At 39.9% G+C, this 26,593-nt stretch carries 28 protein-coding genes, 2 pseudogenes and 1 riboswitch; of the genes and pseudogenes, 16 read left to right on the top strand and 14 right to left on the bottom strand.

Annotation, left to right across the window (positions count from 1 at the left end):
* Nucleotides 1-145: 145 nt before the first annotated feature.
* On the top strand, nucleotides 146-1,042 hold the full coding sequence (locus G4D54_00490) for a glycyl-radical enzyme activating protein (protein ID QJA00988.1): 897 nt from the start codon (nucleotides 146-148) through the stop codon (nucleotides 1,040-1,042).
* Between the two features lie 18 nt (nucleotides 1,043-1,060).
* On the opposite strand, the gene G4D54_00485 is transcribed toward G4D54_00490, so the two are convergent.
* Complete coding sequence (locus tag G4D54_00485) at nucleotides 1,061-1,819, bottom strand: DeoR/GlpR transcriptional regulator (protein QJA00987.1); 759 nt, start codon at nucleotides 1,817-1,819, stop codon at nucleotides 1,061-1,063.
* Nucleotides 1,820-2,004: 185 nt separating this feature from the next.
* Here G4D54_00485 and G4D54_00480 point away from each other — a divergent pair, with 185 nt between their 5' ends.
* Nucleotides 2,005-3,771 carry a DUF885 domain-containing protein gene (locus G4D54_00480; protein ID QJA00986.1) on the top strand — a complete coding sequence of 589 codons (1,767 nt, stop codon included), beginning with the start codon at nucleotides 2,005-2,007 and terminating at the stop codon, nucleotides 3,769-3,771.
* Nucleotides 3,772-3,875: 104 nt separating this feature from the next.
* On the opposite strand, the pseudogene G4D54_00475 reads toward G4D54_00480, so the two are convergent.
* The 6 genes and pseudogenes from G4D54_00475 to G4D54_00450 all read right to left on the bottom strand — a co-directional run bounded on the left by G4D54_00475 (nucleotide 3,876) and on the right by G4D54_00450 (nucleotide 9,687).
* Nucleotides 3,876-4,271 (bottom strand): annotated as a pseudogene (locus G4D54_00475) (maturase).
* A 128-nt stretch (nucleotides 4,272-4,399) separates the two neighbouring features.
* Nucleotides 4,400-6,043: a putative manganese-dependent inorganic diphosphatase gene (locus G4D54_00470; protein ID QJA00985.1), complete on the bottom strand. Its 1,644-nt coding sequence runs from the start codon at nucleotides 6,041-6,043 to the stop codon at nucleotides 4,400-4,402.
* A gap of 158 nt (nucleotides 6,044-6,201) precedes the next feature.
* The gene (locus G4D54_00465; protein QJA00984.1) at nucleotides 6,202-6,843 is read right to left on the bottom strand and encodes a hypothetical protein; all 642 of its coding nucleotides are present in this window, start codon (nucleotides 6,841-6,843) and stop codon (nucleotides 6,202-6,204) included.
* A 117-nt stretch (nucleotides 6,844-6,960) separates the two neighbouring features.
* Nucleotides 6,961-8,282, bottom strand: a pseudogene (locus G4D54_00460) (GHKL domain-containing protein).
* 33 nt (nucleotides 8,283-8,315) lie between these two features.
* Nucleotides 8,316-8,894 (bottom strand): hypothetical protein, encoded by a 579-nt coding sequence (locus G4D54_00455; GenBank protein ID QJA00983.1) that lies wholly within the window; start codon nucleotides 8,892-8,894, stop codon nucleotides 8,316-8,318.
* Nucleotides 8,895-8,982: 88 nt separating this feature from the next.
* A complete protein-coding gene (locus G4D54_00450) occupies nucleotides 8,983-9,687 on the bottom strand; it encodes a response regulator transcription factor (GenBank protein ID QJA00982.1) in 705 nt (234 codons plus the stop codon).
* 193 nt (nucleotides 9,688-9,880) lie between these two features.
* On the opposite strand from G4D54_00450, the gene G4D54_00445 reads away from it, so the two are divergent.
* The 7 genes from G4D54_00445 to G4D54_00415 all read left to right on the top strand — a co-directional run bounded on the left by G4D54_00445 (nucleotide 9,881) and on the right by G4D54_00415 (nucleotide 14,225).
* On the top strand, nucleotides 9,881-10,390 hold the full coding sequence (locus G4D54_00445; GenBank protein ID QJA00981.1) for a hypothetical protein: 510 nt from the start codon (nucleotides 9,881-9,883) through the stop codon (nucleotides 10,388-10,390).
* Nucleotides 10,391-10,616: 226 nt separating this feature from the next.
* Nucleotides 10,617-11,591 (top strand): ABC transporter permease, encoded by a 975-nt coding sequence (locus G4D54_00440; GenBank protein QJA00980.1) that lies wholly within the window; start codon nucleotides 10,617-10,619, stop codon nucleotides 11,589-11,591.
* Complete coding sequence (locus G4D54_00435) at nucleotides 11,584-11,838, top strand: hypothetical protein (protein ID QJA00979.1); 255 nt, start codon at nucleotides 11,584-11,586, stop codon at nucleotides 11,836-11,838. Before G4D54_00440 ends, G4D54_00435 begins: the two co-directional genes overlap by 8 nt.
* A 237-nt stretch (nucleotides 11,839-12,075) precedes the next feature.
* A complete protein-coding gene (locus tag G4D54_00430) occupies nucleotides 12,076-12,642 on the top strand; it encodes a hypothetical protein (protein QJA00978.1) in 567 nt (188 codons plus the stop codon).
* 14 nt (nucleotides 12,643-12,656) lie between these two features.
* The gene (locus G4D54_00425) at nucleotides 12,657-13,337 is read left to right on the top strand and encodes an ABC transporter ATP-binding protein (protein ID QJA00977.1); all 681 of its coding nucleotides are present in this window, start codon (nucleotides 12,657-12,659) and stop codon (nucleotides 13,335-13,337) included.
* A 212-nt stretch (nucleotides 13,338-13,549) separates the two neighbouring features.
* Nucleotides 13,550-13,825, top strand: a complete 276-nt coding sequence (locus G4D54_00420; GenBank protein ID QJA00976.1) for a DUF523 domain-containing protein — start codon at nucleotides 13,550-13,552, stop codon at nucleotides 13,823-13,825.
* A 37-nt stretch (nucleotides 13,826-13,862) separates the two neighbouring features.
* The gene (locus G4D54_00415; GenBank protein ID QJA00975.1) at nucleotides 13,863-14,225 is read left to right on the top strand and encodes a hypothetical protein; all 363 of its coding nucleotides are present in this window, start codon (nucleotides 13,863-13,865) and stop codon (nucleotides 14,223-14,225) included.
* A gap of 236 nt (nucleotides 14,226-14,461) precedes the next feature.
* Here G4D54_00415 and thiE read toward each other — a convergent pair whose 3' ends face one another.
* From thiE to thiW, 3 genes are read right to left on the bottom strand one after another with little or no spacing between them, the layout of a single operon-like run.
* On the bottom strand, nucleotides 14,462-15,091 hold the full coding sequence (gene thiE / locus G4D54_00410; protein ID QJA00974.1) for a thiamine phosphate synthase: 630 nt from the start codon (nucleotides 15,089-15,091) through the stop codon (nucleotides 14,462-14,464).
* The gene (gene thiM / locus G4D54_00405; protein ID QJA00973.1) at nucleotides 15,088-15,897 is read right to left on the bottom strand and encodes a hydroxyethylthiazole kinase; all 810 of its coding nucleotides are present in this window, start codon (nucleotides 15,895-15,897) and stop codon (nucleotides 15,088-15,090) included. The genes thiE and thiM overlap by 4 nt, the downstream gene beginning before the upstream one ends.
* A complete protein-coding gene (gene thiW / locus G4D54_00400) occupies nucleotides 15,848-16,411 on the bottom strand; it encodes an energy coupling factor transporter S component ThiW (protein ID QJA00972.1) in 564 nt (187 codons plus the stop codon). The genes thiM and thiW overlap by 50 nt, the downstream gene beginning before the upstream one ends.
* Before the next feature lie 225 nt (nucleotides 16,412-16,636).
* A riboswitch (TPP riboswitch) is annotated at nucleotides 16,637-16,738 on the bottom strand.
* A gap of 244 nt (nucleotides 16,739-16,982) precedes the next feature.
* On the opposite strand from thiW, the gene G4D54_00395 reads away from it, so the two are divergent.
* From G4D54_00395 to G4D54_00365, 7 genes are all read left to right on the top strand, one after another.
* On the top strand, nucleotides 16,983-17,312 hold the full coding sequence (locus tag G4D54_00395; GenBank protein ID QJA00971.1) for a hypothetical protein: 330 nt from the start codon (nucleotides 16,983-16,985) through the stop codon (nucleotides 17,310-17,312).
* Nucleotides 17,313-17,408: 96 nt separating this feature from the next.
* Nucleotides 17,409-17,780, top strand: coding sequence for a GntR family transcriptional regulator (locus G4D54_00390; GenBank protein ID QJA00970.1), 372 nt, complete (start codon nucleotides 17,409-17,411; stop codon nucleotides 17,778-17,780).
* 51 nt (nucleotides 17,781-17,831) lie between these two features.
* Nucleotides 17,832-18,548 carry a hypothetical protein gene (locus tag G4D54_00385; protein QJA00969.1) on the top strand — a complete coding sequence of 239 codons (717 nt, stop codon included), beginning with the start codon at nucleotides 17,832-17,834 and terminating at the stop codon, nucleotides 18,546-18,548.
* Entirely contained in the window at nucleotides 18,545-19,771 is a 1,227-nt protein-coding gene (locus tag G4D54_00380; GenBank protein ID QJA00968.1) for a hypothetical protein, read from the top strand. The genes G4D54_00385 and G4D54_00380 overlap by 4 nt, the downstream gene beginning before the upstream one ends.
* Before the next feature lie 6 nt (nucleotides 19,772-19,777).
* Entirely contained in the window at nucleotides 19,778-20,530 is a 753-nt protein-coding gene (locus G4D54_00375; protein ID QJA00967.1) for a hypothetical protein, read from the top strand.
* Nucleotides 20,524-21,216, top strand: a complete 693-nt coding sequence (locus G4D54_00370; GenBank protein QJA00966.1) for an ABC transporter ATP-binding protein — start codon at nucleotides 20,524-20,526, stop codon at nucleotides 21,214-21,216. Before G4D54_00375 ends, G4D54_00370 begins: the two co-directional genes overlap by 7 nt.
* 20 nt (nucleotides 21,217-21,236) lie before the next feature.
* A complete protein-coding gene (locus tag G4D54_00365; GenBank protein ID QJA00965.1) occupies nucleotides 21,237-21,677 on the top strand; it encodes a hypothetical protein in 441 nt (146 codons plus the stop codon).
* A gap of 94 nt (nucleotides 21,678-21,771) precedes the next feature.
* Here G4D54_00365 and purH read toward each other — a convergent pair whose 3' ends face one another.
* Genes purH through G4D54_00345 form a run of 4 tightly spaced genes read right to left on the bottom strand, consistent with a single transcriptional unit; the run spans nucleotide 21,772 to nucleotide 26,545 of the window.
* Entirely contained in the window at nucleotides 21,772-23,304 is a 1,533-nt protein-coding gene (purH, locus tag G4D54_00360) for a bifunctional phosphoribosylaminoimidazolecarboxamide formyltransferase/IMP cyclohydrolase (protein QJA00964.1), read from the bottom strand.
* Nucleotides 23,304-23,891 carry a phosphoribosylglycinamide formyltransferase gene (gene purN / locus G4D54_00355; protein QJA00963.1) on the bottom strand — a complete coding sequence of 196 codons (588 nt, stop codon included), beginning with the start codon at nucleotides 23,889-23,891 and terminating at the stop codon, nucleotides 23,304-23,306. The genes purH and purN overlap by 1 nt, the downstream gene beginning before the upstream one ends.
* Nucleotides 23,885-24,916: a phosphoribosylformylglycinamidine cyclo-ligase gene (locus tag G4D54_00350; GenBank protein QJA00962.1), complete on the bottom strand. Its 1,032-nt coding sequence runs from the start codon at nucleotides 24,914-24,916 to the stop codon at nucleotides 23,885-23,887. The genes purN and G4D54_00350 overlap by 7 nt, the downstream gene beginning before the upstream one ends.
* Before the next feature lie 21 nt (nucleotides 24,917-24,937).
* On the bottom strand, nucleotides 24,938-26,545 hold the full coding sequence (locus G4D54_00345) for a flotillin family protein (GenBank protein QJA00961.1): 1,608 nt from the start codon (nucleotides 26,543-26,545) through the stop codon (nucleotides 24,938-24,940).
* Nucleotides 26,546-26,593: the final 48 nt, after the last annotated feature.

Below are 26,593 nucleotides of genomic sequence, written 5' to 3'. Positions count from 1 at the left end.
CAAGCAATACACTATTATAGTATCATATTATTGAGTTAAGTCAAGATGAATATTTCATTTGAATACAATATTTGTTTCATTTGAAATATTTATTTTACAATTTATCACTCCTGTGCTATGATAACGGTAGTAAGGAGTGATGTTAATGTGTAAAGGTATGGTATTCAATATCCAGAAATTCAGCATACACGACGGTCCCGGTATTCGGACAACCGTTTTTCTGAAAGGCTGTCCGCTTCGCTGCCGCTGGTGTTCCAATCCGGAGTCTCAGCTTTCAAAGACACAGATATTATATGATGCATCTGTTTGTATACAGGATGGCGCATGTATAAAGGCATGTCCGCAGCAGGCAGTTCAAAGAAAGGGCAGCCGTATTGTGATCGACGATGCACAATGTCTTGGTTGTCTTCGCTGCATCGCTACGTGTAAAGCAAAAGCCCTGCAGGTGGAAGGCGTCTGCAGGGATGCTGATGAGGTTGTCGCAACCTGCCTGCAGGACCGCGACTTTTATGAAGAATCTCAGGGTGGTGTTACACTTTCCGGCGGAGAAGCTCTGGCACAGCCGTCATTTGCAAAGGCACTTGTTTTACGCCTGAAGCAGGAGGGAATCCATGTCGCAGTTGAAACTACCGGATATATCCAGCCCGCTGTATTTCAAAAGCTTGCCCCGCTGTTTGATCTTTTACTGTTCGATATCAAGCATTATGACACAGAACAGCACGTTCTTGGGACCGGCGTCAACAATGATCTGATACTGGAAAACCTTGCATGGAGTGTGAAACATCAGCTCTGTGTTCTTCCACGCATACCCATCATCCCGGGATATAATGCATCCCTGCAGGATGCAAAAGGCCTTGCTGCACTGCTTACATCACTCTCAATTCAACGGGTACAGCTGCTTCCCTTTCATCAGTTCGGCGAAAAGAAATATGAAATGCTGAATCGCGACTATGAAATGAAGCATAAAAAAGCCCTGTATCCGGAAGATTTAAGAGATTATCAGCAAATCTTCCTGAATCAGGGTATTGATTGTTTCTTTTAGGGGCAGATGCTCCTTTTTTTATACCTTCACTTTTTTTACTTCCACACCTTGCTCCGTGAGGTACTGCTCGCATTCCTCCGGTATACGATCATCGCTGACAACCATATGAATATGATCGGTATCTATCAGATGAACAAGTCCCTTCTGTGAAAACTTAGTGGATTCTGTAACTACAATGACATGATTTGCCTGTTGAGCCATATCACGCACTGTTTCACTGCGCATATAATCATTTCCCGTAAAACCTGAATCCGCTGTGAATCCATCGGTACCGATAAACAGCTTATCTACATAAAACGGCTCCATGCATCTTCTCGTCATCGGTCCAACCATGACCTGCGATCTCTGCTGGTATTCGCCTCCCAGCAAAATGATTTGCAGAGTTCCCTGCTTACGTATATAATCAGCAATAAAAGCGGAATTGGTGATCACGGTCACATTTTTTTTTGTTTTTGCGATTTCCAGCGCGACCAGTGCACAGCACGAACCGGATTCAATCATAAGCGTTTCCCCATCCTGAACATCCGCCACCGCCAGACTGGCAATTCTCTGCTTGATTTCATAATGATAGACGAGCCGGTTTGCCAGATCATCACTGTCATGCAAAGCTGCATATCCATGCTCCCGCAGAATCAGACCACTGCTTTCCAGCTGCATGAGATCCTTGCGAATCGTCACCTGTGAAACAGAAAGCAACTCAGATAATCTGGTTACCTCTATTTTTTTATATTGAGAGAGAAGCTCCAGTATTTTTGTATGTCGTTCATGCACAATCATCAACTCTTTTCTATATTAGAATATCATAAACCTTTCTACTCGACAACTTGATTCATAACAAAACCCGTTTCCGTGGATAATTCATTGTGAAATCCATGATTAGACGATATAATAACAGTAAGATACATAAAATATCTGTAGTACAAACGCACTCTACTTAGAAACAGAGAGAAAATGGAGGAAATATGAACGTTAAGAAAATAACATTATTGATGTTATCTGCAATCATGGCTTTTTCATTCACCGGATGCTCAAAAAAGGATTCCGGAGAAGAACAGAAAAAATTTGATGAATTTATGAAGCAGGAATTCGTGGAATCTATGGAACAAAGCTATCCGAATACGCACATTATTCTGGAAAACCCAAAGGATTACGGAGTAGATACAAGCAAGACCAAGGTTCAGATCGATAAAGAACTGAATGAAACAACCATGAAGGAAAACAAGGAGCTGAATGAGAAATCCGCGAAGGCCTTCAAGGAATTTGACCGCGATACGTTAAGCGATGAGCAGAAGGAAACTTATGATATTTACAGCTACATGCTGGATTACACTACAGAAATGAACGATTCCAAGTTTGATTATATGAGTATGCCACTGGAATCCATGACAGGTATGCACACACAGCTGCCAACCCTGTTCTCCGACTGGACACTTCGCAATGAGCAGGATGTAAAGGATGTTATCACACTGATGAAATCAGTCCGTCCGTATATGGACAGTATTCTTGCCTATACGAAAAAGCAGGAAGAAAAAGGCACACTGATGCTGGATATCAAATCTGTAAAAGAGTATTGCGAGAAGGTTGTTAAGGAGGATGTAAACAGCAGTGTACTTACCGGGCTGAATGAAAGTATCGACAATCTGAAGCTTGGGGATGATAAGACAAAGCAGTACAAGGCTGAGCTGAAAAAAGCATTTCAGGAGTATTTCCTGCCTGCGTACAGTGATATCATCAAAACGATGAAGGAGCTGGATTCCTCTAAAAACAATACGCTGGGACTGAGCCATATGAAGAACGGAAAAGAGTATTATGAGCTTCTGTTCAAGCAGGCAACCGGCACGGATAAATCCATTGAGGATATTAAAAAAGAATTAAACAGTATGTCACGTTCATCCCTGCTTGCCGTACAGTCTGTGATCTCCAAAAACAAGAATCTGTATGATGAATATGTAAACGGAAAAATCAAAACTAAGTACAAGGACTTTGAAAGCATGCTGAAGGATCTTGATAAGGATATTAAGGATGACTTTCCATCCGTGGGAACACTGAATTATCGAATCAGGCCGATCGGTGAGGATCTGGCATCCGGCGGTGTTGCGGCTTACTTCAACATTCCTGCTCTGGATGGTACGACACCGAAACAGATACGCGTGAATATGATGGAGGATGCATTGGATGTACAGTCACTGGAAACCTTCTCTACCGTTGCGCATGAAGGGATTCCGGGACATATGTATCAGATTGCATATGCCTATAAGAATGTAAAAGACCCATGGAGAAACAGTATGGCAAGCTTCCTTGGTTATACCGAGGGCTATGCCACATATACCGAGCTGTATGCATTAAAGTATCTTGACGGTGTATCTGCGGATGCTGTAAAGCTGCAGCAGAATATGGTTGTCTATCAGGATTGCCTGATAGCTCTTGCCGATATCGGTATTCACTATGAAGGATGGACAAAGGAAGATTTATCAAATTTCCTGGAGGAAAACGGTCTTGGCGTTTCCGATGTCAGTGATTTCTATAACCAGCTGCAGGCAAATCCAACAGCATTCCTCTCTTATTATGTAGGATATGTCCAGATTGCCAATCTGAAGAAGGATGCACAGGAGGAACTAAAGGATAAATTCAATGACAGGGACTTCCATGAAGCAATTCTGAAAAGCGGTGCAGCACCATTCCATGTTGTTGAAGAAAATGTAAAGGACTATATAGAAAGCGCAAAATAAACAATCTGCGGAATAGGGTAGAGGAATAAACTTAAATTTATACCATTGAACTATACGTACAGGTCACGTATACGGTCCTACATTTATATTGGTATTACAAACTCTTAAGAATCCAGGGGATGCACCAGGTCAGGTCTGTCCCCTTTCTTAATGCCTAGAATTTTTGAAGATCATGTGAAATTTACGACCTTCATCGTACTTCTTCTATACCATCCTAATTCTGTGATTGCACATTTGTAGATATCTTCTTTTCTAAATTTACCCTTACATGCAATATTTAATTTCATTGGATTCTTAAAAATCGTTTTGATTTCTTCCATTGTTTATGATGACACATCTTATCTTATGGCGTAACCATTGTCCAAACTTACTAAGGAATATTTTCATGCTTCCTGTTTTGGAATAGTTTATCCATCCCCTCACAACCTGATTTACTCTTGTAATGTCTTTGCTAATGGCTCGGAACCGGCATGTTTTCTTTTGAAAGCCTTTTTAATTATAGTATATAACCGTTTTTTTCTAACTTTTGTAGGCTTGCACTTTCATCCTTGTTCTCACGGGTTAGATATATCCATGCCCGACACACTGTAAAAAAGACAATCCTCTCTGGGATTGTCTTTTTTGATAATCAGTGTACAGAATTGATGATTGCCCGGGAAAGCAATGGCACAATCTGATTTTTTCTGGATAATATATCCTCCTGAAAGCTATGCTCTTCTTCAAAGTGGTTTGGAAACGCCTCAGCGACCACATCCGCAATATCACCGGCAGCATAGAAGACAGAGCCGTTCTCCAGTATACTCGTAAATGCAACAACCAGAAGATCAAGTCCTTTTTCCTGTGCAAATTTCACCATTTCGCTTTGCAGAGTATCCTCGATTTCCTTGGCTTCACTTACCTGATAGGCAATCACCTGTGAGATCATGACAGTTCTGCCGTCGATTTCAAATTTTTTGATATCCTGATTCAACAGCTCACGCGGTGTCTTGTTACTGATATTGGAGCTTACCTTGAACATCTCTTTCGCAAATACATCGATATCCAGCTCCGCAATTTCTGCCAGCATTCTGGCAAGTCCCTTATCCTTTGCGGTTGTTGTCGGTGATTTGAATTTCAGCGTATCGGAGAGTATTGCGCCAAGCAGCAGACCGGCAATATCCTTAGGTATACTCATCTGATTTTCCAGATATATGGAAGTTATGATGGATGCCGTACTGCCTATGATTTCATTACGGAAGGAAATTGGCCGGTTAGTGGAAATATCACATACACGGTGATGATCCACAACCTCCAGCAAGTCAGCCTTTTCTATACTTTTCACTGATTGTGCATATTCATTGTGATCCACCAGAATAACCTTCTTGTTATGCTGATTCAAAATGTGATAGCGTGAAACATAGCCGATCAGATGGTTTTCATCATCAATCACCGGATAGCTGCGGTATCTTGATTTCAGCATTTTCTTTCCCACCTCATCAACAAATTCATTTTTGTTAAAGCTGACGAGATCGGTTTTCATAAGCAGCTTGACCGGCGGAGAAAAGAACAGATAACGGGAGGTATTCATTGTTCCATGCCCGGAGAGGATGATAGGACAGTGATATTCCTTCGCAAGTGCAATCACGCTGTCTTCAATATGCTCTGTCCATACCGCAACCAGGATTCCCGCTCCCTTGCGAATTGCTGCTTCCTGTGCTTCCGAGTCATTCCCTACAATGACAAGACGGTCCTGCAGTTCATAGTTGTTAAGCTTTGTTTCCGCAATCGCAATGACGCTTGTCTTTCCATTAAAATGATACGCTTTATCCATGTATATCATTTTCCCGCTCACCGTTTTCGCGATATATTCCGGCGGAGTCTCCTGCAGAAGCTGAATAGCGACAGCAGTATCTCCCAGACCAACCGTAGCGAGGTCTGATTTGGTAACCATCCCCATCAGTTTTCCCTGTGCATTGATAACACCGTAGGACTGCTTGTTTTGTTCACTCATCAGCTCCAGTGTTTCCATAATGGTTGTCTGCGGACTGATTGCCAGCGGGCCGTCAATTTCAATTTCATCCAGAGTGGCGCGCGCATCCTCGAACAGCATAGGCAAATCCATGTGGAAGCGTTCAAGTAAATATTCAGTTTCCGCATTCACCGGACCAAGGCGGCAGGCAATTGCATGAAAGCCCTGACGCTGCTTGAGTTTTGCATAGGCGATGGCGGATGCGATGGAATCCGTATCCGGATGCCTGTGACCGGTGATATATATTTTTTCCTTGTTCAGCATAAGCTCCTCCTTTTCTATTACATTCATCCCTGACGTTATGATTATAAAACAGATTGGCGTAAATTCCTATAGAAAATCATTCACTTTTGTCAATGCTGCTTATATTATGGATGAATATAGATGAAAAAGAAATTAAAATGCCTGAATTTAGGGGATGCTTAGCCGACTATAAGTATAAGAATTGAAGCAATAATACTAATAATCATATTTTCATTTATTCCCAATATCGTTTTTTTAGCCTTTTCGATATCCTTTACTGTCTCAAAATCAAACCTCCATATACATCTGCTTGCGCGAATCAAAACCCAAAATTGAAAAACAGAGACACCACACCATAACAAACTGAGAAAGAAAAATGAAATGAAATCAGTTTTATGAAACACACACCAAAACGAGGATAAAAAACAGCTTATAGAACCAATAATATAGCATACTATACGAACAAAGTCTTCCCATTTATATCTGCTTGCTTTTATGTATTCATTCAGGATACGCTCTTCTATCAAAGGAATTGCATTCAGTGTTTCATTTCCAAAAACAAGAAGATGCTTCCATGCACCTATTCGTTTCCAATCCAATTGCTTTGCCCTCAGTTCAAGCTCTCTGTCAAACATGTCAACCGGAATCAAACAGTAGGAATGCTGTACTCTATATCCTCTTTCAAAATAAAAAGAAGTATCTTTTACCTTTTTTAATCTCCAATTATCTTCAGCTAAAAGCTGCAGATATTCAAGAACATACTTATATTGAATTAAAAGAAAGCCAACAGATTCTTCTTTCATAACTTCCTGATTTTGCATAGTACCACCCCAAGTGCATCATAACAAAAAAACGTTATTTTAACTACTGTTTTGGTATCTAAGCACAAGTTTTGTCATTTAAACAAACATTATAAAAGGTGTCCTTCCTAGACACCTCTATATTTTAAGAAATGACAGTATCAGCTGAAATATAGCATTTTCTATATTGATTTCCATAGAGCCCTGATATTTCTCACATTGCTCTTTTATATTTTTCAGTCCATATCCATGCTTATCTTTATCTTTTTTTGATGTTGATAATACATCATCATTCCATTTTATTCTTGCAGAGTCGCATGGATTTTCAATCTTAATAATGACCGTGTCTTCATAGCTCGCAATTTCCATATGAATCCATGCTTCCTTCACAAACTGCAGTGCCTCGATTGCATTATCCAATGCATTTCCCAATATGGATATTAAATCAAAATCATTAATAAATAAGAGAGCATCACTTATTTTATATTCAAATGGTATGTCCATTTGATGTGCTATTGCGGCCTTTGTATTCAGAATATAGTTCAGGATTTCATTGTTTGTATTTGCATACGTTACAATTTCCACATGGTCACTTAGCTGTTTAACATATTCCAATGCATATTCAGGATCTTCTTTAATTTTACTCTGAAGTACCGTAAAGTGATGCTTAAGGTCATGACGAAGCTTTTTGTTCTCTGTATTCGCATGTGTAAGCTCATCTCTTAATTTCAACTGAAATTCTTCACTTTGCAGCTTCAACTGTGTATTTAGAAGCTCCTGACTCTTTTTCCCCAAGATGATATGATATCTGCCAAACAGAAAGAATATCCCAACCATAAAACCAAGTTGAATGTAATCCATGGATACATACATGATACTGTTTTCCGGATCGATATATGGTACAACATTCTGGATATAATAGAAATATGCACATACAATAATTGCCAGTACGGCAAATAAAGGCCAGTCTTTTTCATCAATCATGTACTGGCGATTATTTCGGTGTTTAATAATCAGGTAGATAATGAATAATAGACCTATTTCTAATAAATATAATATCGCTTCCTGATCAGGCGTTAAAATGATATGAAAAATAGAGTCTAATAATATGAAATCAATGATTCCTCCTAAAAGCTGTACTGACAATACGAACACATAACCGAAAACGATGTAATATATGCTTTTCCATATATTTGTGTGAAAAACAGTTATAATAATCAACATCATAAGAATATCTTCTATAATATCCGGATAGTATCTAACAATCCCAAACTCATCTTCCCATGAAATAAAAGCAAAAACAGCTAGATTTCCAATGAATAAAATCAAAAGAAATAATAAGAAGATTAAGGTTTGCCTTTTTGATTTTTTATTTATTTTCAGTTCCATTATTTTATATAGAAAGAAATAAGATAATACAGCAAAATAGTTATAATCAAAGAAGCATCAATGTATTCCATAGCTATCACCAATTTTATTATAACATAATATAACTATATCATGATAGCGTGCTTTGTCTTAACAATCTTCCTGTTTATACTATGAGTAATTGTATAAGTGATTTTATTTCCATTTTTTTCTATTGAATAAGATGTGCTTAAAATATTATACATCATATTATTTTTTGTGATTATTTTTGTAGCACATTTCCCTGCTGTGATTTTGTTATTTGCTACTGTATAACTTCCAGTAGCACTATAAACGGCATATTTGGTTTTTGTATAATAGACCTTCTGATTAGCCCATGTTTTTGATCTTCCTGAATAGTATGAAATAACACTTCCTAAGTCCTGTACACTTCTAACATATTCCATAAGGAAATCAGTGGTCTGATATTGATTCTTATAGAATTCATCCTTATACTGCATAACAAAACCGTTTAAATCATCACCATTGATATCCTGAAAAATATAGCGGTCCGGCTGTTGATAAAAGGAATCAAACATTTCAATTTCTTCTGTCAAATCTAAATCCTCTTCCAGTAATTCATCTTGCACATACTCTGATGCAAATACATTGATATTGCAAAGAATTGGAAAACAAAACAATACCATTAACAGCTTCTTCATCATATAAACACTCCCTCGTCTTTCTTCTATAGCATAATTATTTATTAAAAAGACCACAATATATTTGTCATTTAAAAACACTTTTTGTCATCTAAGTACAAAAAGTGCCTCTTTTTATATATTGTTTTAAAAATTCTGCTTTATATTTTCTTGTTACTGTTAGGTGTACACCTTCCTGTATAAATAATACTCCTGTTTTTGGGTCATATTTTTTTACATGTCGCATGTTTACCCATAGACCTCTTTCTATAGGTATGAAAACCTCTGTCTTATAGCTATTCAAAAACTCCTTCACTTTGATTCTTTTACTAAACACATTTTTTTCTGTATTGAAATCCGTATAATTACCTTTTGCCAATAAACAGGTGATATCTTTAATCAGTAATGGCACAGTGGCATCATTTTCATCTTTTGCATATATCATCTGGTCATATTGTTCAAAATACTCTTTTAACGCTTTTAATACTCTGGGGAGCATACTATCAAGACGTAATTTACTTATAAATCGAAATGCCTGATATTGGTAGCCTTCCATGGAAAGCTCTTCATGTGTAGTCAAAAATACAATTAATGCCTCCGGATAACGATTATGAATTTTCTCTGCTAAATCAAAACCTGAGATACTAGGCATATCTATATCCAAAAAATAAATATCAAATTGTGCATCAATATCAAAGCTTTGATCTGTTGCTGTCTGAATTTCATATAAATCAGGATACAAATCATCGATCACTTTCTTAATATCTTCAGCATATGACAATTCATCATCACATAATAACAGTTTTCTTTTCCCCATATGCTACACTCCCCTTCATATCCCTTATCATCTACATATTACTATACATATTTGATTTGTCAACGTGATATTTCATCCCCTTAGATGACAAGGAATGCTTTTAGATGACAAAGTTATTGATTTCATACGTTGAAGCAGTAATATATGTATATACAAACGTTTGTTTAATTTTCAAGTGGGAAAGGAGTATATTATGAAAAAAATCATATGCTATTTGTTATTATCAGCTTTGTTAATAAATGTTGCATTAAATTCAAATGCATTTAAAATTTATGGCGCAGAACCTTGCTCCGATTGCACAGTAGCGCCTTCAAAAGTAATCAATGAAAGCGGTAATGAGGTAAAAATGTTTGAAGAGAATGTCGAAGTTACTTATCTGGAAAATGATGCTATAATTATCCGAGACTACGGTCATAATTATGATAATACCTTTGATATTAAAAGCACCGGAAAAACACGTATCGCATGGATCACGATTGCCAAGGTTATATGGAATGCAGTAGGGGTTTGTTCTGCAGTATATTATGTAACTGGAACAGATGCATGTAGAATAGCACTGAGATATTTAGGCACTAAGAAAAAAAATCTTGTTAAATATGAATTAACTGGAAGATTCATACCTGGAAAAATACCTGGCTGTGAGCCTAGTTATTCAGGTCCATGCAATAGTGGCTACTGGGAATATAGGGTAACAAGGGCTTGATATGAAAAATTTATATATTATATTGATGATTATAGCATTAGGTCTTATCTCACTATTTACAATACGTTATTTATATGATTGTCACACAATAACATCCTCTATTGCTTTTAATTTAAATGCGCTGATCCTTATATTAGGTAATATTGCAATATATATGCTATCAAAAAGGAAATAACTGTAATGAAAAAATCAGCCCTAATAAAAACCACAGCTTTGATGAGACCTTATGGGAGCAACTAGATTTGTATATATCTGTATATCTTTTCTGCTCATGTTTACCGTTATCATGTTTTTATCTCTGATCACATGCAGGAATGGTGTGCTGGATGACATATATCAGATACGCTCAGGCTACAAGCTTCTGCAAATCCGTGAAACAGATACCACACATCCACTTTCAGGGAAGCAGTTGTATGCTTCTATTAGAGAAACGCTGAATGAGGATACCGATATACTGATTTTTGTTGATGATATTGGTTTAGGATTGTATGACCCATCGCATAAGCTAATAAATGCGTATGGACTTCCTGAAAATACGTTTCAAGCAAACAGCCTTTCTACTGATGAGCGTTATTCCTATATCCTGAAAAATTCATATTTGTTTGAGCATCCTCAATTATATAAAATAGAAACAGGCACTGTTCTTGGAGCGGTGAAGGAAATCCCAAGTGACCATTATCTTATATATAATCTGTTCTCCTATTCCAAGCTTCAGGGAAATCTCATTGTCAAGGGTTCGGATGAGCTGTTAAATATTATACGACAGAATCTGGATATACATCATTATGAATACACTGAAGAGACCTTTTCCTATTGGAGTAAATTATCCGGCATCATCAACAATCCATTTTTTGCCTATATGCTGTTTTCCTATGTATTTGTTTTCATTGGTCTCAGCTATTTCATTTACCATTCCTTTGCATGTAAGAAAAGAGAATATTTTATAAAACAGGCGCTGGAAGCGTCCAGAAAAGCATTATTACTAGAAAATCTGCGTGAAATATTCTTTCTTGGCTTTATTGGCTGTATCCCTGCTCTTTTATTTCATCATTGGATTATACAACAGCTACAGCTGACTTTTATCCGTGAAAGCATCTGGATCAACCTGTTTGCAATGCTAATTTCCTTACTATTTCTAACAGCGGCGTGTATACTCATCCTTTTCAGGAACATCAACAAGGAGGGCTACCTTTATGAATAAGCAAATTCACTTTGCATTAAAGGATATCAAATATCATAAGCTGCGCTCCTTCACTACGGCACTGTTTGTAATTATGATTGCGGCGACATGCTACGGTATCTTCAGCACTCAGATTTCAAGCAGCTATCGTGAGTATCAGTTTTTCAATCATATACAGAAAGCGGCACCGGTACAGTTTTCCTCTTTTCAGGTAGATGATAGTGAAAGCAACAGGGATACTCTGCAGTATCTTTCCACAGCTCTTTGATACAACGGGAATGCATATTTTTATATATTCGATTACTTTGATGAAGTTGGAAATGAATATTTTATAGCCTTTGGTTCCTTTCCGGCTTTCTTTCAACTTACTGGAAAAGATATAAACGCAATCGGCATACTTGTTGGTAATGATAAGCAATCAGATCAGACAGGCTACCCCTTCCATGGAAAAGAAATACCGGTAATCGACAAGCTGAAAAAAGGAAGCAGCTATCTGGATAATGGTATGGGTAGGATATCCCTGGACAACGAGCTGGTTCTGATCTGTGATTTTAATTCCTTTCACGCAATGGATAGCAGCTATGACATGGAAATACTGGATCACCTGACGATTACAAAAAATCAGAATGCAGAAATAAATCAATTACTTACTTCTCTTCCTGAATCCAGAACCATGGTTCCGCAAAATAATGTGGTTAAAAGCCGTCTTTATCAAAGTACCTATCAGGAGAACCTGTATTTTCTGCTTTATTATGCTGCCATGTTTATATTCTGCATAATCTTTCTCTTTTATATATTGAAGCTATTGATTCGAAATAATAGAAAAGAATATACAATTCACCTGATTTACGGTGCTTGCAGAAAGAATATATGGCTTCGGCTTTATTGGTACATAACATTCCTGTTCGGCCTTCCCTTCCTTCTGCTTTTTACCTTCAGTGCACAAGATCTGTCCTTTGCACTGATACTAATAACTGCTGTTATTCTCCTGCTCGTTCAGGGAGGTATTTGTTATTTTAGCATCCGCTCCATCGAGCTTGAACATTTACTTATTGAAATATGCGATAACTGAAAGGAAGGAATTTTATGGCACTCATACATTGTGAAGATTTAACAAAAAGATTTCATCAGGGAAAACAGGCAATTACAGCAGTTAATCATGTGAGCATGGATATCTGTCCGCATAAAATAACTGCAATTTGCAGTCTCAGCGGATGCGGAAAATCAACCCTGCTTCACATGCTCGGTCTGCTCATGAAGCCGGATGAGGGAAAAATCATCATAAACGGACAGGAGGTGAAAGAAGGAAAAGATCTTCCGGCGATACGCAATGAAAGCTTCGGATATATATTTCAGGAATATGCGTTAATGGAACAGGACACAGTGATGGAAAATATTGCATTGCCATTCGTATATAGTAAGAAGAAAATCCCGGAGACGAAACAGCAAACGATACTATCATCTTTGAGCGAAGCACTGGGAATACAGCAGCTTTTAAAGAAAAAAGCCCATGATCTTTCAGGTGGTGAACGCCAAAGAACTGCAATCGCAAGAGCGCTAGTCAATAATCCGTCGATACTGCTGGCGGATGAACCCACAGGAGCGCTTGATGCCGAAAATTCTGAACGCGTTTTTCAGATACTCTTAGACTTAAGAAAGCAGGAGAAGGCAATTGTATTTGTGACTCATAATATGGAATTGGCAAAGCGCTGCGATACTGTCTATACCATGAAGGATGGTTGCATAGCTGGCATACATACGAATTAACTGCTTTATATTCTGTTAACCATTGATTCCCGCTATTATGCCATTCAATACCAAATACTGGTCATTTCATAGGTAAGGATATAGTATGAAAGTGATACAGAGATGCGTGTATGATAAAGAATTTACACACCTTGCTATTTCTGAAACTTACAATAACAGGATGAATTTACAAATGCTTTACTTGTACAAAAAACAAATAAGGAGGATGCTGTATGAAGCTGAAAAAATGGTATGTATGTCTGGCGATTGTATGCATTGTGTGCTTTGGTTATATAATGTACATTATGAATCCGGAATTCGATGATCTGAAAAGATTTATCAACCCTATTTATGAAGGAGATAAATCCTATAGAGTAGTAAATGAGGAAAATAAAGATGTTACAGAAGCCTTCATTCAAGATACAAGGCTATATCATACCTTTAAGTTTTACGGAAAAATTAAAGATTATATTTCTGATAACAATCTGACACTTTCCAAAGACTCCTGATCTGATTGTTTTAGCAATATAAAGGATAGGATTTTATATGAAATTTGTAGAAGGAGAATTAGAATCAATATTTCAATTCCTTATGTTTCTTCCACTTCTCTTTAAGATACCGGTATATGCCTCTGCATTTTCAAGATTGAAATCAAATTCAACGATCGGTTTTCATAAGATATATTTATTTCTTACAAATTTATGTATCATAGTAAGCTTTGTTAACCTGCTAACGAAACTGCCTGTTTTTCTCTATTTGCTGTTGTTGTTATTAACTTCGATAGCACCACTCATCATTTTGAATCTAACGAAACGATATTTATCAAATAAAAATATTTATGCACATTTTATATACATGGGATTTTTACAGCTGCTTTTTTGGATATCCTGTTACTATATTTTCATATGAATAACAATAGATAACAGCTATGATATAGAGAATTACGGAAGTAGCTAACTAGAATGTGCCTCATATTATATCGGATTACAAGTTAACAGAAAGGTAAGGTTGAATACTACACAGTATGAATTATCTGAAGCATCTGCAATAACTGTTGAAAGGCTGTAGGAAGCTTCATAAAAAAGACATCTTTTAAGAGCTTTTAACCCCTTAGAAGTTGTCTTTTTCTTATCTTATCCACAATGCTATTTACAGATTGTCATGATTTTAGCTTTTAATGCTTTCGCTGCATCATAGGAATTTTCCTGCTTCATAATAGCAGATACAACACAGATTCCCTTAATACCCGTTCCCTTTAGAATCTCACAATTCTCTGCATTCAAGCCACCGATAGCACCAACCGGAATTGAAACATGTGCACAGATATCCTGCAGTGTTTCCACGCTGGTTAATACTGTTTTCACCTTTGTCGTAGTCGGATAAATTGCGCCGACTCCCAGATAATCAGCCCCATCTGCTTCTGCCTGCATGGCAGTATCCACACGCTTCGCTGTTGCACCTACAATTTTATCCGGCCCCATGAGTCTGCGTGCTTCTTTGACTGGCATATCCTCTGCACCGACATGGACGCCAGCCGCATCCACTGCAAGAGCGATATCCACACGATCGTCAATCATAAGCGGTACCCCATAAGCATCCGTCAGCTTTTTTACTTTGCGGGCAAGCTCATAGTATTCCAGCGTTGTTCTGTTTTTTTCTCTTAACTGCAATAGAGTAACACCGCCGCGTAACGCCTGTTCAAGTCGTCTAAGAAACTCCTCTTCTGATAAACCTGTTGAATCACTTACCAGATATAATGTTAAATCAAATCTCATAGCTCTCTCCTAATCCTTGCTTTCGCAAAATCCAGCGCATTTATTTCATATAAAGAATCAAACAGTGATGCATGAAAGCTGCCCGGTCCCTCTGTGATTGAAACACTTTTCTCCGCAGCCAGCTCAAAGGTTATACACGCTGCCAATGCTGCATCAAGCGCAGTCTCTGTAACGGATAAAAATGCTGCTGCAATCACATTCAGCATACAGCCTGTTCCTGTACAAAGCGTCATCATGGAATCCCCGTTCTCTACAAAATATATCTGCTTTCCATCCGTTAGAATATCCACCTCTCCACTGCACAAGACAGTAGTACCATATTTGCGTGCAAGCTCAGCCAGCCATTCAGCACTCTTTGCAGGAGCTTCCCGATCATCATCACCCACATCAATCCCCAGAGCATGACTGTCGCGGCCACTAACTGCCTTCAGCTCGGAAAGATTACCTTTTAAAATGGAGAATTTACCTTCATGCAACAGCTTCTCTGCAAACGCTTCACGCAGGTCACTGCAGCCAGCACCAACCATATCAATAATAACCGGAATACCGTTCTCATTTGCACAATGAAGACTTTTCTTCATAGCAATCGCACGACTGTCATCAAAGTTACCAAGATTCAGTGCCAGTGCCTTACTGCATGCGGTAATCTGTTCACATTCCATCGGATGCTGTGCCATAATCGGCTTCGCTCCCAGTGCCAGTACAGCATTTGCACAATCGTTCATGCTGATTGGATTGGTGATGCAGTGAATCAGATTATGACTGTGTTGCAGCTGTTTTCTCAGACTCCAGAGTTTCTCGTACATTCCGTTCTCCTCCCAGCTTTCTCTGCATCTTAAGCAGCATTCCGCTGTGCTGCATGGATGTCAGAAATACGAATGCAATACTACCGCCGATAACTGTTCCCATAAAGAAGCTAGGAACGTAGAACATCCAGGTCAGACCGTTTCTTCCCCATAGCAACGCCATGACCGGATAGGAAACAATCGCCCCGATGATTCCTGTTCCGATAATCTCTCCCAGCACAGCTGCCCATATGTTTCCCTTACTGATTTTATAAAAGATACCTGACAATGCTGCACCAAATACAGCTCCGGTTAATGCAAGCGGTGGGATCCCCATGACTGCCATACGAATCACCCCGATCAGTACCGCACACAGAAACGAATACCAGGGTCCCATCAACACTGCCACTGTAATATTGATAAAGTGTGCCATCGGGCACATTCCCTCCACACGCAGAATTGGCGATATGACAACTCCGACGGCCACCATCATCGCCAGAAATACATGGCGGAAAACACGATTCTCATTTTTCATTTCTACTTACCTCCTGTTTGCTTTCCTTAGGGATAAGAACAGGAAGCACAAAGAAAACAGCTTTTCCGGTTGATATCCCAAGATCGGTCGAAGCCATACAGCTTCCTCTCAGCCTGTCTGGCAGGCTCCCTCGCTGAAGTTCTTTGTACGGTTGGAGCTCCCCTTCCGTATGCAGCAATAAAAAAGAGATACAGCAAACGCAGGCCATATCTCAATATGCAGTCACTCATATTGTACACAGTTCCCTACGTCGGCATTATCCGAATCAGGTTATGGGTCGAAGCGAGCGCTTCCTCTCAGCCGTTTCCAGCTCCCCTTTTTTATCACGATAAAATGTTACCACGGTTCAAAGGGAATTGCAATGCTGTATTTTCTGAAAGCTAAAGAACTCATAGAGTTTTCATTTTAACAGCATAAAATGACCGTTTCCACCCTGTAGAATACCGCTTGTCCCAGAAAGCTTGTTTTTTTCATAATATTCTTTATGATTAAGTACAGAGGTCAGTCCATCCGCAGTTGTTCCGCTGTCAAATGCTTTCTAACCTCTGTGATGAAAAGAAAGGAGGACAGTATGATGCAAAAGGAAGAATTCGAGAACTATAAGCATATGATTGTATCTGAGCAGCCTATTTTTCATGCCTACATCGATATGCGTTCAAATGTTCAATATCATATAAACGTATATGTTTCCCCCTGGTATAAAGCATACAATTATATTTTCTGGATTCAGAACACAACAAAGGATAAAAGCAGAGCCTTTCGTACGGAGCATGTTACACTCGCTACATTCCTTGCGAATTATGTGTCCAATGATAAAAACACACACGAGCATCTGATTCGCGAGTATCTATCAGAATGGATAAAAACCGGTGTTCTTAATGCTGAGGAAACCAATTTCTAATGTATTTACCTTCTGCCTGTCTGTAAAAACAAACAGGCTTTTCTTGACTGTACAGTGTATTGCGGTTATAATACACTTGAAGAGAGGTGAATGTGCATGAACTTACAGGATATACAGTTTAACAAGAAAGAACCGATGTATCCACAGCTCAGTCGCTATATCAAAAAGCTAATCCTTGCGGATGAGCTGAAGCATTATGAAGAGCTGCCAAGCCGCCGTGAGCTTGCACTTCAGCTCTCCATCAATCCTAACACGGTACAAAAAGCCTATAAACAGCTGGAAGATGAAGGTATTATAAAGACGATAAGCAATGTGAAAAGTGTAGTTATCGTCAATGAGAAAATTCTGGAAAAGCTGCGCAGTGAAATGATAGAGGAAACGATGAAGGAATTTGTAAAGGAGTGTCAGACAAGCGGCCTGGATTTTCAGCAGACGATTGTCTGGCTTACAAAGCTATGGAACACGTAATTTTTATTTCCATCAAGTGTATTGCGTACGCAATACAGAAAGGAGACTGCGATGAAAGAGATTCGCTTATTTATTGAAAATACCTCTGCGCCTTATGTGAATAAGATCATATTCCTGTACGTGGATATCTTCCTCGTTCAGGTCGCGCTATGCTTTATCGGAATTACTGAGGATATCAACGCTATTATGCTTCTGACATTCTATCCAAGCTTTCTGCTCCTGTTTCTGATACACAGGAAGCGCTATAAAACCTTTATGAGTGAAGGAGGCTTAACCCGGATTCGTCTTCTGCCAATCCGGAAATCCACTTTTCTTTACAGTGAACTGCTGTTTCAATTCATGACCTATCTCGGTTTGCTTTGCACGCATTTTCTGACATGGACTGCTCTTTACTTCCTTATGGCAGATAAACAGCCGTTCCTAAGCAACACCTTTCTGTTTTTTCAGCTTTCTCAGGCAACCGCAGCTACCTATATGCCCTTTACTGCAGCTGTCATTCTTCTTGATTTATTAAAGCTGATCACGCTAACCTGTATCAGTACCCTTTTGTTAATCGGTATGGAAACATATAAAGGATTACAAACAGTACTGCTATATGTTGGTCTTCTGATTATTTTCCTCTTTATTAAGTTGATTCTGGCACAAATGATGCCGGATTTTCAGGCAATTGAGGACTGGTACGCAGTTGCTGCTATGCTGCTGCTTCTCCCTATACATGCAATACAATTGAAGGCTTTCTTCATGTGGAAAAGGAGGGTGATGAAATGAAAAAGATAACGAATTTTATGATTTTCATAGCTCTTGTTTCCATTTTATGTTTGAGCCTGCCTCTTATAATTGCCAGACAGGCAGCCTTTCCTTTACAGGATGTAATAGGAAATGCCTCCGCACTGCATGGTGTCAGCTTTGATGGTACCGTAAATCTGGAGGAGGCATCCATTTTGATATCCTATGATGAGCGTGCCAGAGAGTCTCATAAGATTACAAAACCACAGATTTATCCGAGCTCCTCCTATACATCCTTCACGTATGTATGTGAGGATGACTGCAAGGTAATCAGTGGCTGGGAGAAGGAAAAGGATCAAAACCGGACAGATGTAGCCTACTATAAACGAAAGCTGAATAAAGCATCCCTGTATGTATCTGTAATGGTGACAGAAAATCAACAGCTGGTTAACGATTTCGGATTTATCAAGACAGAGTTAACTTATATTGCAGATAAGGAGCATATTCTGAAAGAAGACGGTACGTACAATACTGAAGAAGAACAGATCATTCCGGGATCGATTCAGCCGGAAGATATGGCAGAATCCGGTGGTACCACGCAGCCTGTTTATCATAATGGGTATTATTATATTCTTCCACCGAGTACCACGGCGATGAGCGGTCAGAATTATATCTACCGTGCAAAAAAAATGAAATATCCTGAAAGCTATAGCATCAATGCAGATTCAGAGCATAGCTATTACGATATGAGCACATCTCTGAAGGCAGAAAAGCTGACAAACGTAAGCATGGACCGAAATTATCTTGCATTGCAGATTTCATCAGACCATTTGTTCGTATTCAGCGAAAAAAATCAAAAGCTGTATATCACAAAGTATGATCTTAACGGTAATTTGAAGGATGAAATCAGCATAAAGGACTTCCATTATTTTGATACCATTTATAAGAATGACAACTATCTTTGCTTCAGCTATGATGATACTATTCAGATATTGAATACAGATACCATGCAGCTCATCAGTGTTAAAAACAAGCAGCTTCTTTCAGATAGCGTTAATCAGGAGTATGTCAGCATTTATGATATTTTATATAAGAATGGCAGAATTTATGTTTCTATGAACGCAGATGCTGAATACTTTATGAACAAGGTCCTTGTTATAGAAAACGGTAAGACCCTGTATGTCGGTTCTCTGGATTTCTTAAAACTAAAGCCTTCTCTTACAGAACTGCCCGCGGACTGTTTTCCAGTTAAATTCAGGAGGTGAAGGAGCATGCTGAAACGTGAATTTATACAACATATACGCCGCCTTTGGAGAATTCTGCTGATAACCATTCTCGCCTATTTCATGGTCTCTGCCTTCATCATGCAGAGTATCGCATCAAATATCCGTTTGCTATACAGCAGCGATTCATGGATTGAGCTATTGCCGCTAGTCTATAACCTCTTTTATGGTGTTACGGTTTGTTTCTTTGTACTTATATTTTTCTACTATATCCTGCGGACACTGTTTGATTACCGTCAGGGCAAGACGCGATGGATGCTACTGGCTTATACACAAAAGCCGCGCATTGTCGCAGATGCTCTCCTGTTGGCCATCCTATTGCTTGTCTTTTATCTGATTAGTCTAACAATTTTATATTTTGGATTTCAGTATCACTTACAGCTGCTGGAAAATCAGCATCTGTTTCTCCCTGAGAAATATCAATCATTTACAACAATGCTTTCCATGCAGCTTGCTTTCCCCTTCTTATATCCTACCTCTGTTACATCTATACTGTTTCTAATCAGTTTTTATATATCTGTTGTTACAGGCGGCACCTCTGTGATATATGCGTGCCGATCAGAAATATCCTGCATGAGTGGTTGGCTGTATCCGAGCTATCTGCTGTTGATGTATCTGAGCTATACCTCATGGAAATCATATCTACTCATGCTGTTTATTTCCTTATTGTACAGTGCAATATTTATCATACAACTTAAAAAATGCTGTGATTATAAACAGCCGGGAGGTTACAAATGCTGAAGCTGGAAAACGTAAAAAAGCTGTACTCCAATAACCGGGGTCTGCGCAATACCACTATTGAATTTCAAGAAGGTGAGATTACAGGCATTCTGGGAAGAAACGGCAGCGGTAAGACTACATTGCTGAAAGGTATTCTAAACCTTCTGCCTCTGGATGATGGAATCATTACATGGAATGATAAATCCGTAGAGGAGCAGTTTGACAAGGTTGCCTTCATTACAGAGGATGGCAGTTATTTCCCCTATATATCTTCAAAGGAATACGGAGATTTTCTATCTCTGTATTATCCTGCTTTCTCCAAAGAACGCTATTTTGAATTACTCGATCAATTTGAGGTAAGCAAAACAGATACTATACGCACGCTTTCCAAGGGTCAGCAGCTAAAGGTGGAAATCAGTGCCGGATTTGCAATGAACGCAAAGCTCATTATTCTGGATGAACCGTTTACCACACTGGATATCTATGCCAAGGAGGATACTGTCAGACAATTGATCGAGCAGGTGAAAGAAGATGTCATCATTTTGATTTCCACGCATAACATAGAAGAGATTGAAGCTGTGATTGACCGCTGTGTTGTCCTAGATGATGGAATGATCAAAGAAGATATCACAATGGATGAACTAAATGAAAGTGGTAAGGATTTACGAGCTCTGCTGGATCCTTATCGACCAGCTGTAAAGAAATAAATATATGAGGAGGTCTGTCTGTGCAAGGTAAAATATTCGCAATCCCCTATGCAGCATGGATTGCTGCATTTGTATTTGATGTCCTGATCATTATTGACAGCTATCCTGCAGCGCTGCTCCTGTTCCTGCTTTTATCATATCATAGTTATAAAAAGTTTTTTCTGAAACAGGCAGGCACCTATAAAATACTGATCTGCCTTGGTGGAGAAATTTTCTTATCACTGTTATGTATTCTCACGATAAGCACATTAAATCACCCCTTATCCACAGACCAGACCACGTTATTATTCTTTCATCCAGCCGCTTGTTGCATATTGTCAGTTTCTGCTTATCTCATTCATAAAACCTTTAAAACCATGGATCACAGTCTTTTGAAAATTGTGAAATACAGATATCTCACAGAGTCAAAAGCTGCGGACAGAAAAAAAGAAGCTGCATCACAAATTCATACACTCTTATAGAAGCTAAGAATTCAATCCGTTTATAGCATACGGCTGTTGAATTCTTTTTTCTATACGTGGAAAGAATCTGTTTTGCTAAGCCTCTTTTTATAATTTAATGCTTAAAGTGTCGTACTCCTGTATAAACCATCGCAATTCCATGCTCATTGCATACGTCAATGGATAGCTGATCCTTAATGGAACCACCAGGCTGAATGATAGCTGTAACGCCTGCTTTTACAGCCTCCTCAACGGTATCCGGCATCGGGAAGAACGCATCGGAGCTCATAATAGAGCCTTTTGCTTTTTCTCCTGCCTGTTCAATGGCAATCTTCGCAGCACCGACACGGTTCATCTGACCGGCACCGACACCAATGGTCATATTGTCCTTTACAAGAACAATGGCATTGGATTTGACATGCTTGACCACCTTCCATGCGAACAACAGCTGTTCCAGCTCTTCCTCCGTTGGCTTGCGGTTTGTCACACAGCGAAGATCCTCTGCTGTAATTTTATGATCATCAATATCCTGCACAAGCAGACCGTCATTTACATTGGTAACCTTGTATTTGGCATTTACCTCCAATGAGGTATCCAACTGCATCAGACGGATATTCTTCTTCTTGGACAAAATTTCAAATGCATCTTCATCAAATGCAGGTGCGATAATAATTTCAAGGAAGATTTTAGACAGCTTTTCTGCCACTGACGCATGAATCGGTTCATTGAAGGCAACAATACCACCGAAGATAGAAACCGGATCGGCCTCATACGCCTTATCCCATGCTTCCTCAATCGTTTTTCCGATACCGACACCGCAAGGATTCATATGCTTCAAGCCGACAACTGCCGGCTGCCCTTCAAAGTCCTTCAAAATTTCAATCGCTGCATTGCCGTCCTGTATATTATTATAGGAAAGCTCCTTGCCATGCAGCTGCTTTGCATTTGCCAGAGAATACTGTGGATTCATTCCCTTATAGAAAGCAGCACTCTGATGCGGGTTTTCTCCATAGCGAAGCTCCTGTACCTTGTCAAAGGTGATGGTAAACTTCTCCGGATATTTCTCGCCTGTTCTTTCTGTCAGATAGCTTGCAATCATCGTGTCATAGCTTGCGGTATGACGGAATACCTTCGCTGCAAGGTATTCTCTTGTTGTAAGATAAGTTTCCCCGTTTTCACGCAGCTCCTTTACTATAGCATCATAATCTGACGGATCACAGAGAACCGGAATAAACTTATAATTTTTTGAAGCACTGCGCAGCATGCTTGGACCGCCGATATCGATATTCTCAATGATTTCCTCATGACTGACACCCGGCTTCTGTACGGTTTCCTTGAATGGATACAGATTCACACATACCAGATCGATATACTGGATTCCCAGCTCTTCAATCTGTCGTACATGATCAGGGTTATCCCTCACACAAAGCAATGCCCCGTGAACCTTTGGATGCAGTGTTTTTACACGCCCATCCATGATTTCCGGAAAATCCGTTACCTCAGAAATTCCGATTGTCTTGATACCTGCAGCTTCCAGCGCTTTTTTTGTACCACCGGTAGAGATGATTTCATATCCCAGCTCTACCAGACTAGATACAAACGGAACCAGATTTGTTTTATCAGAAACACTGACTAATGCTCGCTTCATTATGCTTCCTCGCTTTCTATCATTTTACATACATGCTTTATTACTTTTGGAAATATGTCATACTCCAGGGCATGCACATGATCTTCCAGGGTTTCCAGTGACCAGGTGGAATCGATCGTAATCTTTTCCTGATGGATGATTTCCCCCGTATCCACACCTTCATCTACAAAATGAACGGTAACCCCTGTGAAATCGACCTTTGCCTCATACGCATCCTGAATACTGTGGGCTCCCGGGAAATTGGGAAGATATGCCGGATGCAGATTGATGATGCGTCTTGGAAAGCTTTCCAGCAGGACCTTACCGATAAAACGCATATATCCGGCAAGAACAATCAGCTCCACCTGATGCTCCTTCAATATACTCAGAATTTCCTGTTCGTAAGGCTCCTTGCCTGCATATGCCTTCGGATTTACGTATACACAGGGTATATGCAGCTTTTCAGCACGCTCTTTCGCATAGGCATGCTCCTTATCGATAATCAGAACCTTGCAGACTGCATTGTTTACATGACCGTTGTTTATTTCCTGAATAATATTCTCGAAATTGGAGCCGTTTCCGCTCGCAAAAATTGCAATATTTACCATTTTACATCCACGCTTCCACTATTTGTAACTTCACCGATGACATAGGATTCCTCATGAATTTCCTTCAACAGGCTCTGTACGGTGTCCACGTCTTTTTTATCGACAGCCATCATAAAGCCGATACCCATGTTGAATACATTGCACATTTCATCCATCGGAATATTTCCATATTTCGCAATCATATCAAAGATAGGCTTGTGAGGATAAGCTGTTGTATCAATGGTAACACCCTGTCCTTCCTTCAGCATTCTAGGCACATTTTCATAGAAGCCGCCTCCGGTGATGTGACTCATTCCCTTGATATCAACCTTGCCTAGCAGATGCTTGATTGCCTTGACATAGATCTTCGTCGGTGTTAACAGCACATCTCCCAGCTTCTGATTTCCGATTTCTTCATACTCCTTATGCAGATCCAGCTTGGCATCCTTTAACAATACCTTGCGGATCAAAGAGAATCCATTGGAATGTACGCCGGTACTTGGAAGACCGATCAGTACATTGCCTTCCTCGATTTTCTGCCCGTCCAGAAGATTGCATTTATCCACGGCACCCACACAGAAGCCGGCAATATCATAATGCTTCACATCATACATATCCGGCATTTCGGCAGTTTCCCCGCCAATCAGGGCACACTCTGCCTGCACACAGCCATCCGCTACACCCTTTACCAGCTGTTCGATTTTCTTTGGTTCATTTTTGCCTACTGCCAGATAATCCAGGAAGAAGATTGGTGCTGCCCCCTGTACCAGAACATCATTGACGCACATTGCCACAGCATCAATACCAACTGTGTCATGCTTATCCATTTCAAATGCCACAAGCAGCTTTGTACCAACACCATCGGTTCCGCTTACCAGAACCGGTTCCTTCATGTTTAATACGGAAAGATCATACATACCGCCAAAGGCTCCGATGGAATCAATTGCTCCCTTCACCTTTGTTCTAGCGACATGACTCTTAATCAGACGAACGGATTCATATCCGGCTTCCAGATCGACTCCGGCTTCTCTATACTTATCACTCATACACGTTCTCGCTTTCTTCTTTTATTTTTCCCAGGACATTTTATCATTGTCCGCTTTCTTTTCAACCGGTTTTTCCTCTACCGGCTTTACCGGTTTTTCAGGCTTTTTTTCATCCTGCTTCCTTACGCTGTCCGCTGCCTGTACCACAACATTTGTATCGTTATCACTGGCTGGGATTCCGGAGAAATTCACATTTCTTGTGACCTTGGCATCATATGTATTCGCTCTGACGATTTCACCAAGATCAATACCGGTCGTTTCCTTCATGGATTCAAACAGCTTCGTCATGACACCGGGAACATTTCCGGCCACAGAATCAATGCTGCTGGAATCATTTCCGGAACCGATAACGGTGATCTTATCAATCTGTGTTAACGGCTCTGCAATCTTACCTGCCACATCCGGAAGAACCTTGATCAGCATTTCCGCCACGGCAGCTCCGGTATATTTCTGGTATGCCTCTGCTTTTTTATCCATTGCCTCTGCCTCGGCAATACCCTTTGCGCGAATTGCTTCCGCCTCCGCTTCACCAACCAGCTGAATACCCTGTGCTTCCCGTTCACGGCTGTATCGGTCCGCATCCGCTTTTGCACGCTGTGCTTCCGCTTCCTGCTGAATTTCGAACTTCTTTGCTTCTGCTTCCTTCTGACGCGTATACAGCTCTGCATCTGCTTTCTGCTGTATTGCGAATTTTTCAGCCTCCGCCTGTTTCTTGACCTCTGCCTCCAGTGCCTTTTCCTTAACCTCTGCCTCTTTTGACTTCAGAAGAACTTCCCGTTCCTGCTTCGCAATATTGGCATCCGCCGAGGTGACCTCAATCGTTTTTCTCTGATTTTCCTTTTCGATTTCATAAGCCGCATCTGCTGTCGCCTGCTTCACATCGGCAACCTTTTTCAGCTCTGCCTTCTGGATACTCAAATCATTGTTCTTGATTGCAATTTCACGCTCTGCCGCAACTCTGGCATCGTTTGCCTGACGATCGGCATCCGCCTTCGCAACAGCGATTTCCTTATCTGCTTCCGCCTTTGCGATTGCGGCTTTTTTCTTGATCTGTGAAATATTATCAATACCCAGATCGTCAATAACCCCGTTTGCATCTGTGAAGTTCTGAACATTGAAGCTGACGATATTCAGACCCATGGCCGCTAAATCCGGCATCGCATTTTCCTTTACCAGCTCAGCGAATTTCTGACGGTCACTCACCATTTCCTCCAGACGCATACGTCCAACGATTTCACGCATATTTCCCTCCAGAACCTCACGGGCAACGCGTGCCATGTAGTCACTGTTCTGATTCAGGAAGTTCTGTGCTGCAAGCTCCAGCTTATTGCTGTCACTGCCAACCTTAACATTTACTGCAGCATCTACCTGAATATTGATATAATCAGCGGTAGGTACCATACTGCTTGTTTTAACATCAATTGGAATCAGCTTCAGACTCAGCTTATCCAAACGCTCCAGAAACGGAATCTTGATACTTGCCTTTCCCACGATAATTTTCTTCCTCAAACCGGAAATGATATAGGCTGTGTCAGGCGGTGCCTTAACATAGCCTATTGTTACGATCAGAAGAAGCAAAATAATAACGATCGCCCCACCGATATAAGGCAGTAAGGATTGTATATCCATAATTGCTCCTCTTCTACGCATTTTGCGTTATCCTATATAGGTTTTGCT

It is taken from the genome of [Clostridium] innocuum, assembly GCA_012317185.1.
GTDB classification, from domain to species: domain Bacteria; phylum Bacillota_I; class Bacilli_A; order Erysipelotrichales; family Erysipelotrichaceae; genus Clostridium_AQ; species Clostridium_AQ innocuum.
This window is presented reverse-complemented; position numbering and strand designations above follow the sequence as displayed.

Excerpts from the sequence above, each read along its gene's own strand:
- G4D54_00490 (QJA00988.1), top strand. The coding sequence starts at position 146 with ATGTGTAAAGGTATGGTATTCAATATCCAGAAATTCAGCATACACGAC.
- G4D54_00485 (QJA00987.1), bottom strand. The coding sequence starts at position 1,819 with ATGATTGTGCATGAACGACATACAAAAATACTGGAGCTTCTCTCTCAA.
- G4D54_00480 (QJA00986.1), top strand. The coding sequence starts at position 2,005 with ATGAACGTTAAGAAAATAACATTATTGATGTTATCTGCAATCATGGCT.
- G4D54_00470 (QJA00985.1), bottom strand. The coding sequence starts at position 6,043 with ATGCTGAACAAGGAAAAAATATATATCACCGGTCACAGGCATCCGGAT.
- G4D54_00465 (QJA00984.1), bottom strand. The coding sequence starts at position 6,843 with ATGCAAAATCAGGAAGTTATGAAAGAAGAATCTGTTGGCTTTCTTTTA.
- G4D54_00455 (QJA00983.1), bottom strand. The coding sequence starts at position 8,894 with ATGATGAAGAAGCTGTTAATGGTATTGTTTTGTTTTCCAATTCTTTGC.
- G4D54_00450 (QJA00982.1), bottom strand. The coding sequence starts at position 9,687 with ATGGGGAAAAGAAAACTGTTATTATGTGATGATGAATTGTCATATGCT.
- G4D54_00445 (QJA00981.1), top strand. The coding sequence starts at position 9,881 with ATGAAAAAAATCATATGCTATTTGTTATTATCAGCTTTGTTAATAAAT.
- G4D54_00440 (QJA00980.1), top strand. The coding sequence starts at position 10,617 with ATGGGAGCAACTAGATTTGTATATATCTGTATATCTTTTCTGCTCATG.
- G4D54_00435 (QJA00979.1), top strand. The coding sequence starts at position 11,584 with ATGAATAAGCAAATTCACTTTGCATTAAAGGATATCAAATATCATAAG.
- G4D54_00430 (QJA00978.1), top strand. The coding sequence starts at position 12,076 with ATGGGTAGGATATCCCTGGACAACGAGCTGGTTCTGATCTGTGATTTT.
- G4D54_00425 (QJA00977.1), top strand. The coding sequence starts at position 12,657 with ATGGCACTCATACATTGTGAAGATTTAACAAAAAGATTTCATCAGGGA.
- G4D54_00420 (QJA00976.1), top strand. The coding sequence starts at position 13,550 with ATGAAGCTGAAAAAATGGTATGTATGTCTGGCGATTGTATGCATTGTG.
- G4D54_00415 (QJA00975.1), top strand. The coding sequence starts at position 13,863 with ATGAAATTTGTAGAAGGAGAATTAGAATCAATATTTCAATTCCTTATG.
- thiE (QJA00974.1), bottom strand. The coding sequence starts at position 15,091 with ATGAGATTTGATTTAACATTATATCTGGTAAGTGATTCAACAGGTTTA.
- thiM (QJA00973.1), bottom strand. The coding sequence starts at position 15,897 with ATGTACGAGAAACTCTGGAGTCTGAGAAAACAGCTGCAACACAGTCAT.
- thiW (QJA00972.1), bottom strand. The coding sequence starts at position 16,411 with ATGAAAAATGAGAATCGTGTTTTCCGCCATGTATTTCTGGCGATGATG.
- G4D54_00395 (QJA00971.1), top strand. The coding sequence starts at position 16,983 with ATGATGCAAAAGGAAGAATTCGAGAACTATAAGCATATGATTGTATCT.
- G4D54_00390 (QJA00970.1), top strand. The coding sequence starts at position 17,409 with ATGAACTTACAGGATATACAGTTTAACAAGAAAGAACCGATGTATCCA.
- G4D54_00385 (QJA00969.1), top strand. The coding sequence starts at position 17,832 with ATGAAAGAGATTCGCTTATTTATTGAAAATACCTCTGCGCCTTATGTG.
- G4D54_00380 (QJA00968.1), top strand. The coding sequence starts at position 18,545 with ATGAAAAAGATAACGAATTTTATGATTTTCATAGCTCTTGTTTCCATT.
- G4D54_00375 (QJA00967.1), top strand. The coding sequence starts at position 19,778 with ATGCTGAAACGTGAATTTATACAACATATACGCCGCCTTTGGAGAATT.
- G4D54_00370 (QJA00966.1), top strand. The coding sequence starts at position 20,524 with ATGCTGAAGCTGGAAAACGTAAAAAAGCTGTACTCCAATAACCGGGGT.
- purH (QJA00964.1), bottom strand. The coding sequence starts at position 23,304 with ATGAAGCGAGCATTAGTCAGTGTTTCTGATAAAACAAATCTGGTTCCG.
- purN (QJA00963.1), bottom strand. The coding sequence starts at position 23,891 with ATGGTAAATATTGCAATTTTTGCGAGCGGAAACGGCTCCAATTTCGAG.
- G4D54_00350 (QJA00962.1), bottom strand. The coding sequence starts at position 24,916 with ATGAGTGATAAGTATAGAGAAGCCGGAGTCGATCTGGAAGCCGGATAT.
- G4D54_00345 (QJA00961.1), bottom strand. The coding sequence starts at position 26,545 with ATGGATATACAATCCTTACTGCCTTATATCGGTGGGGCGATCGTTATT.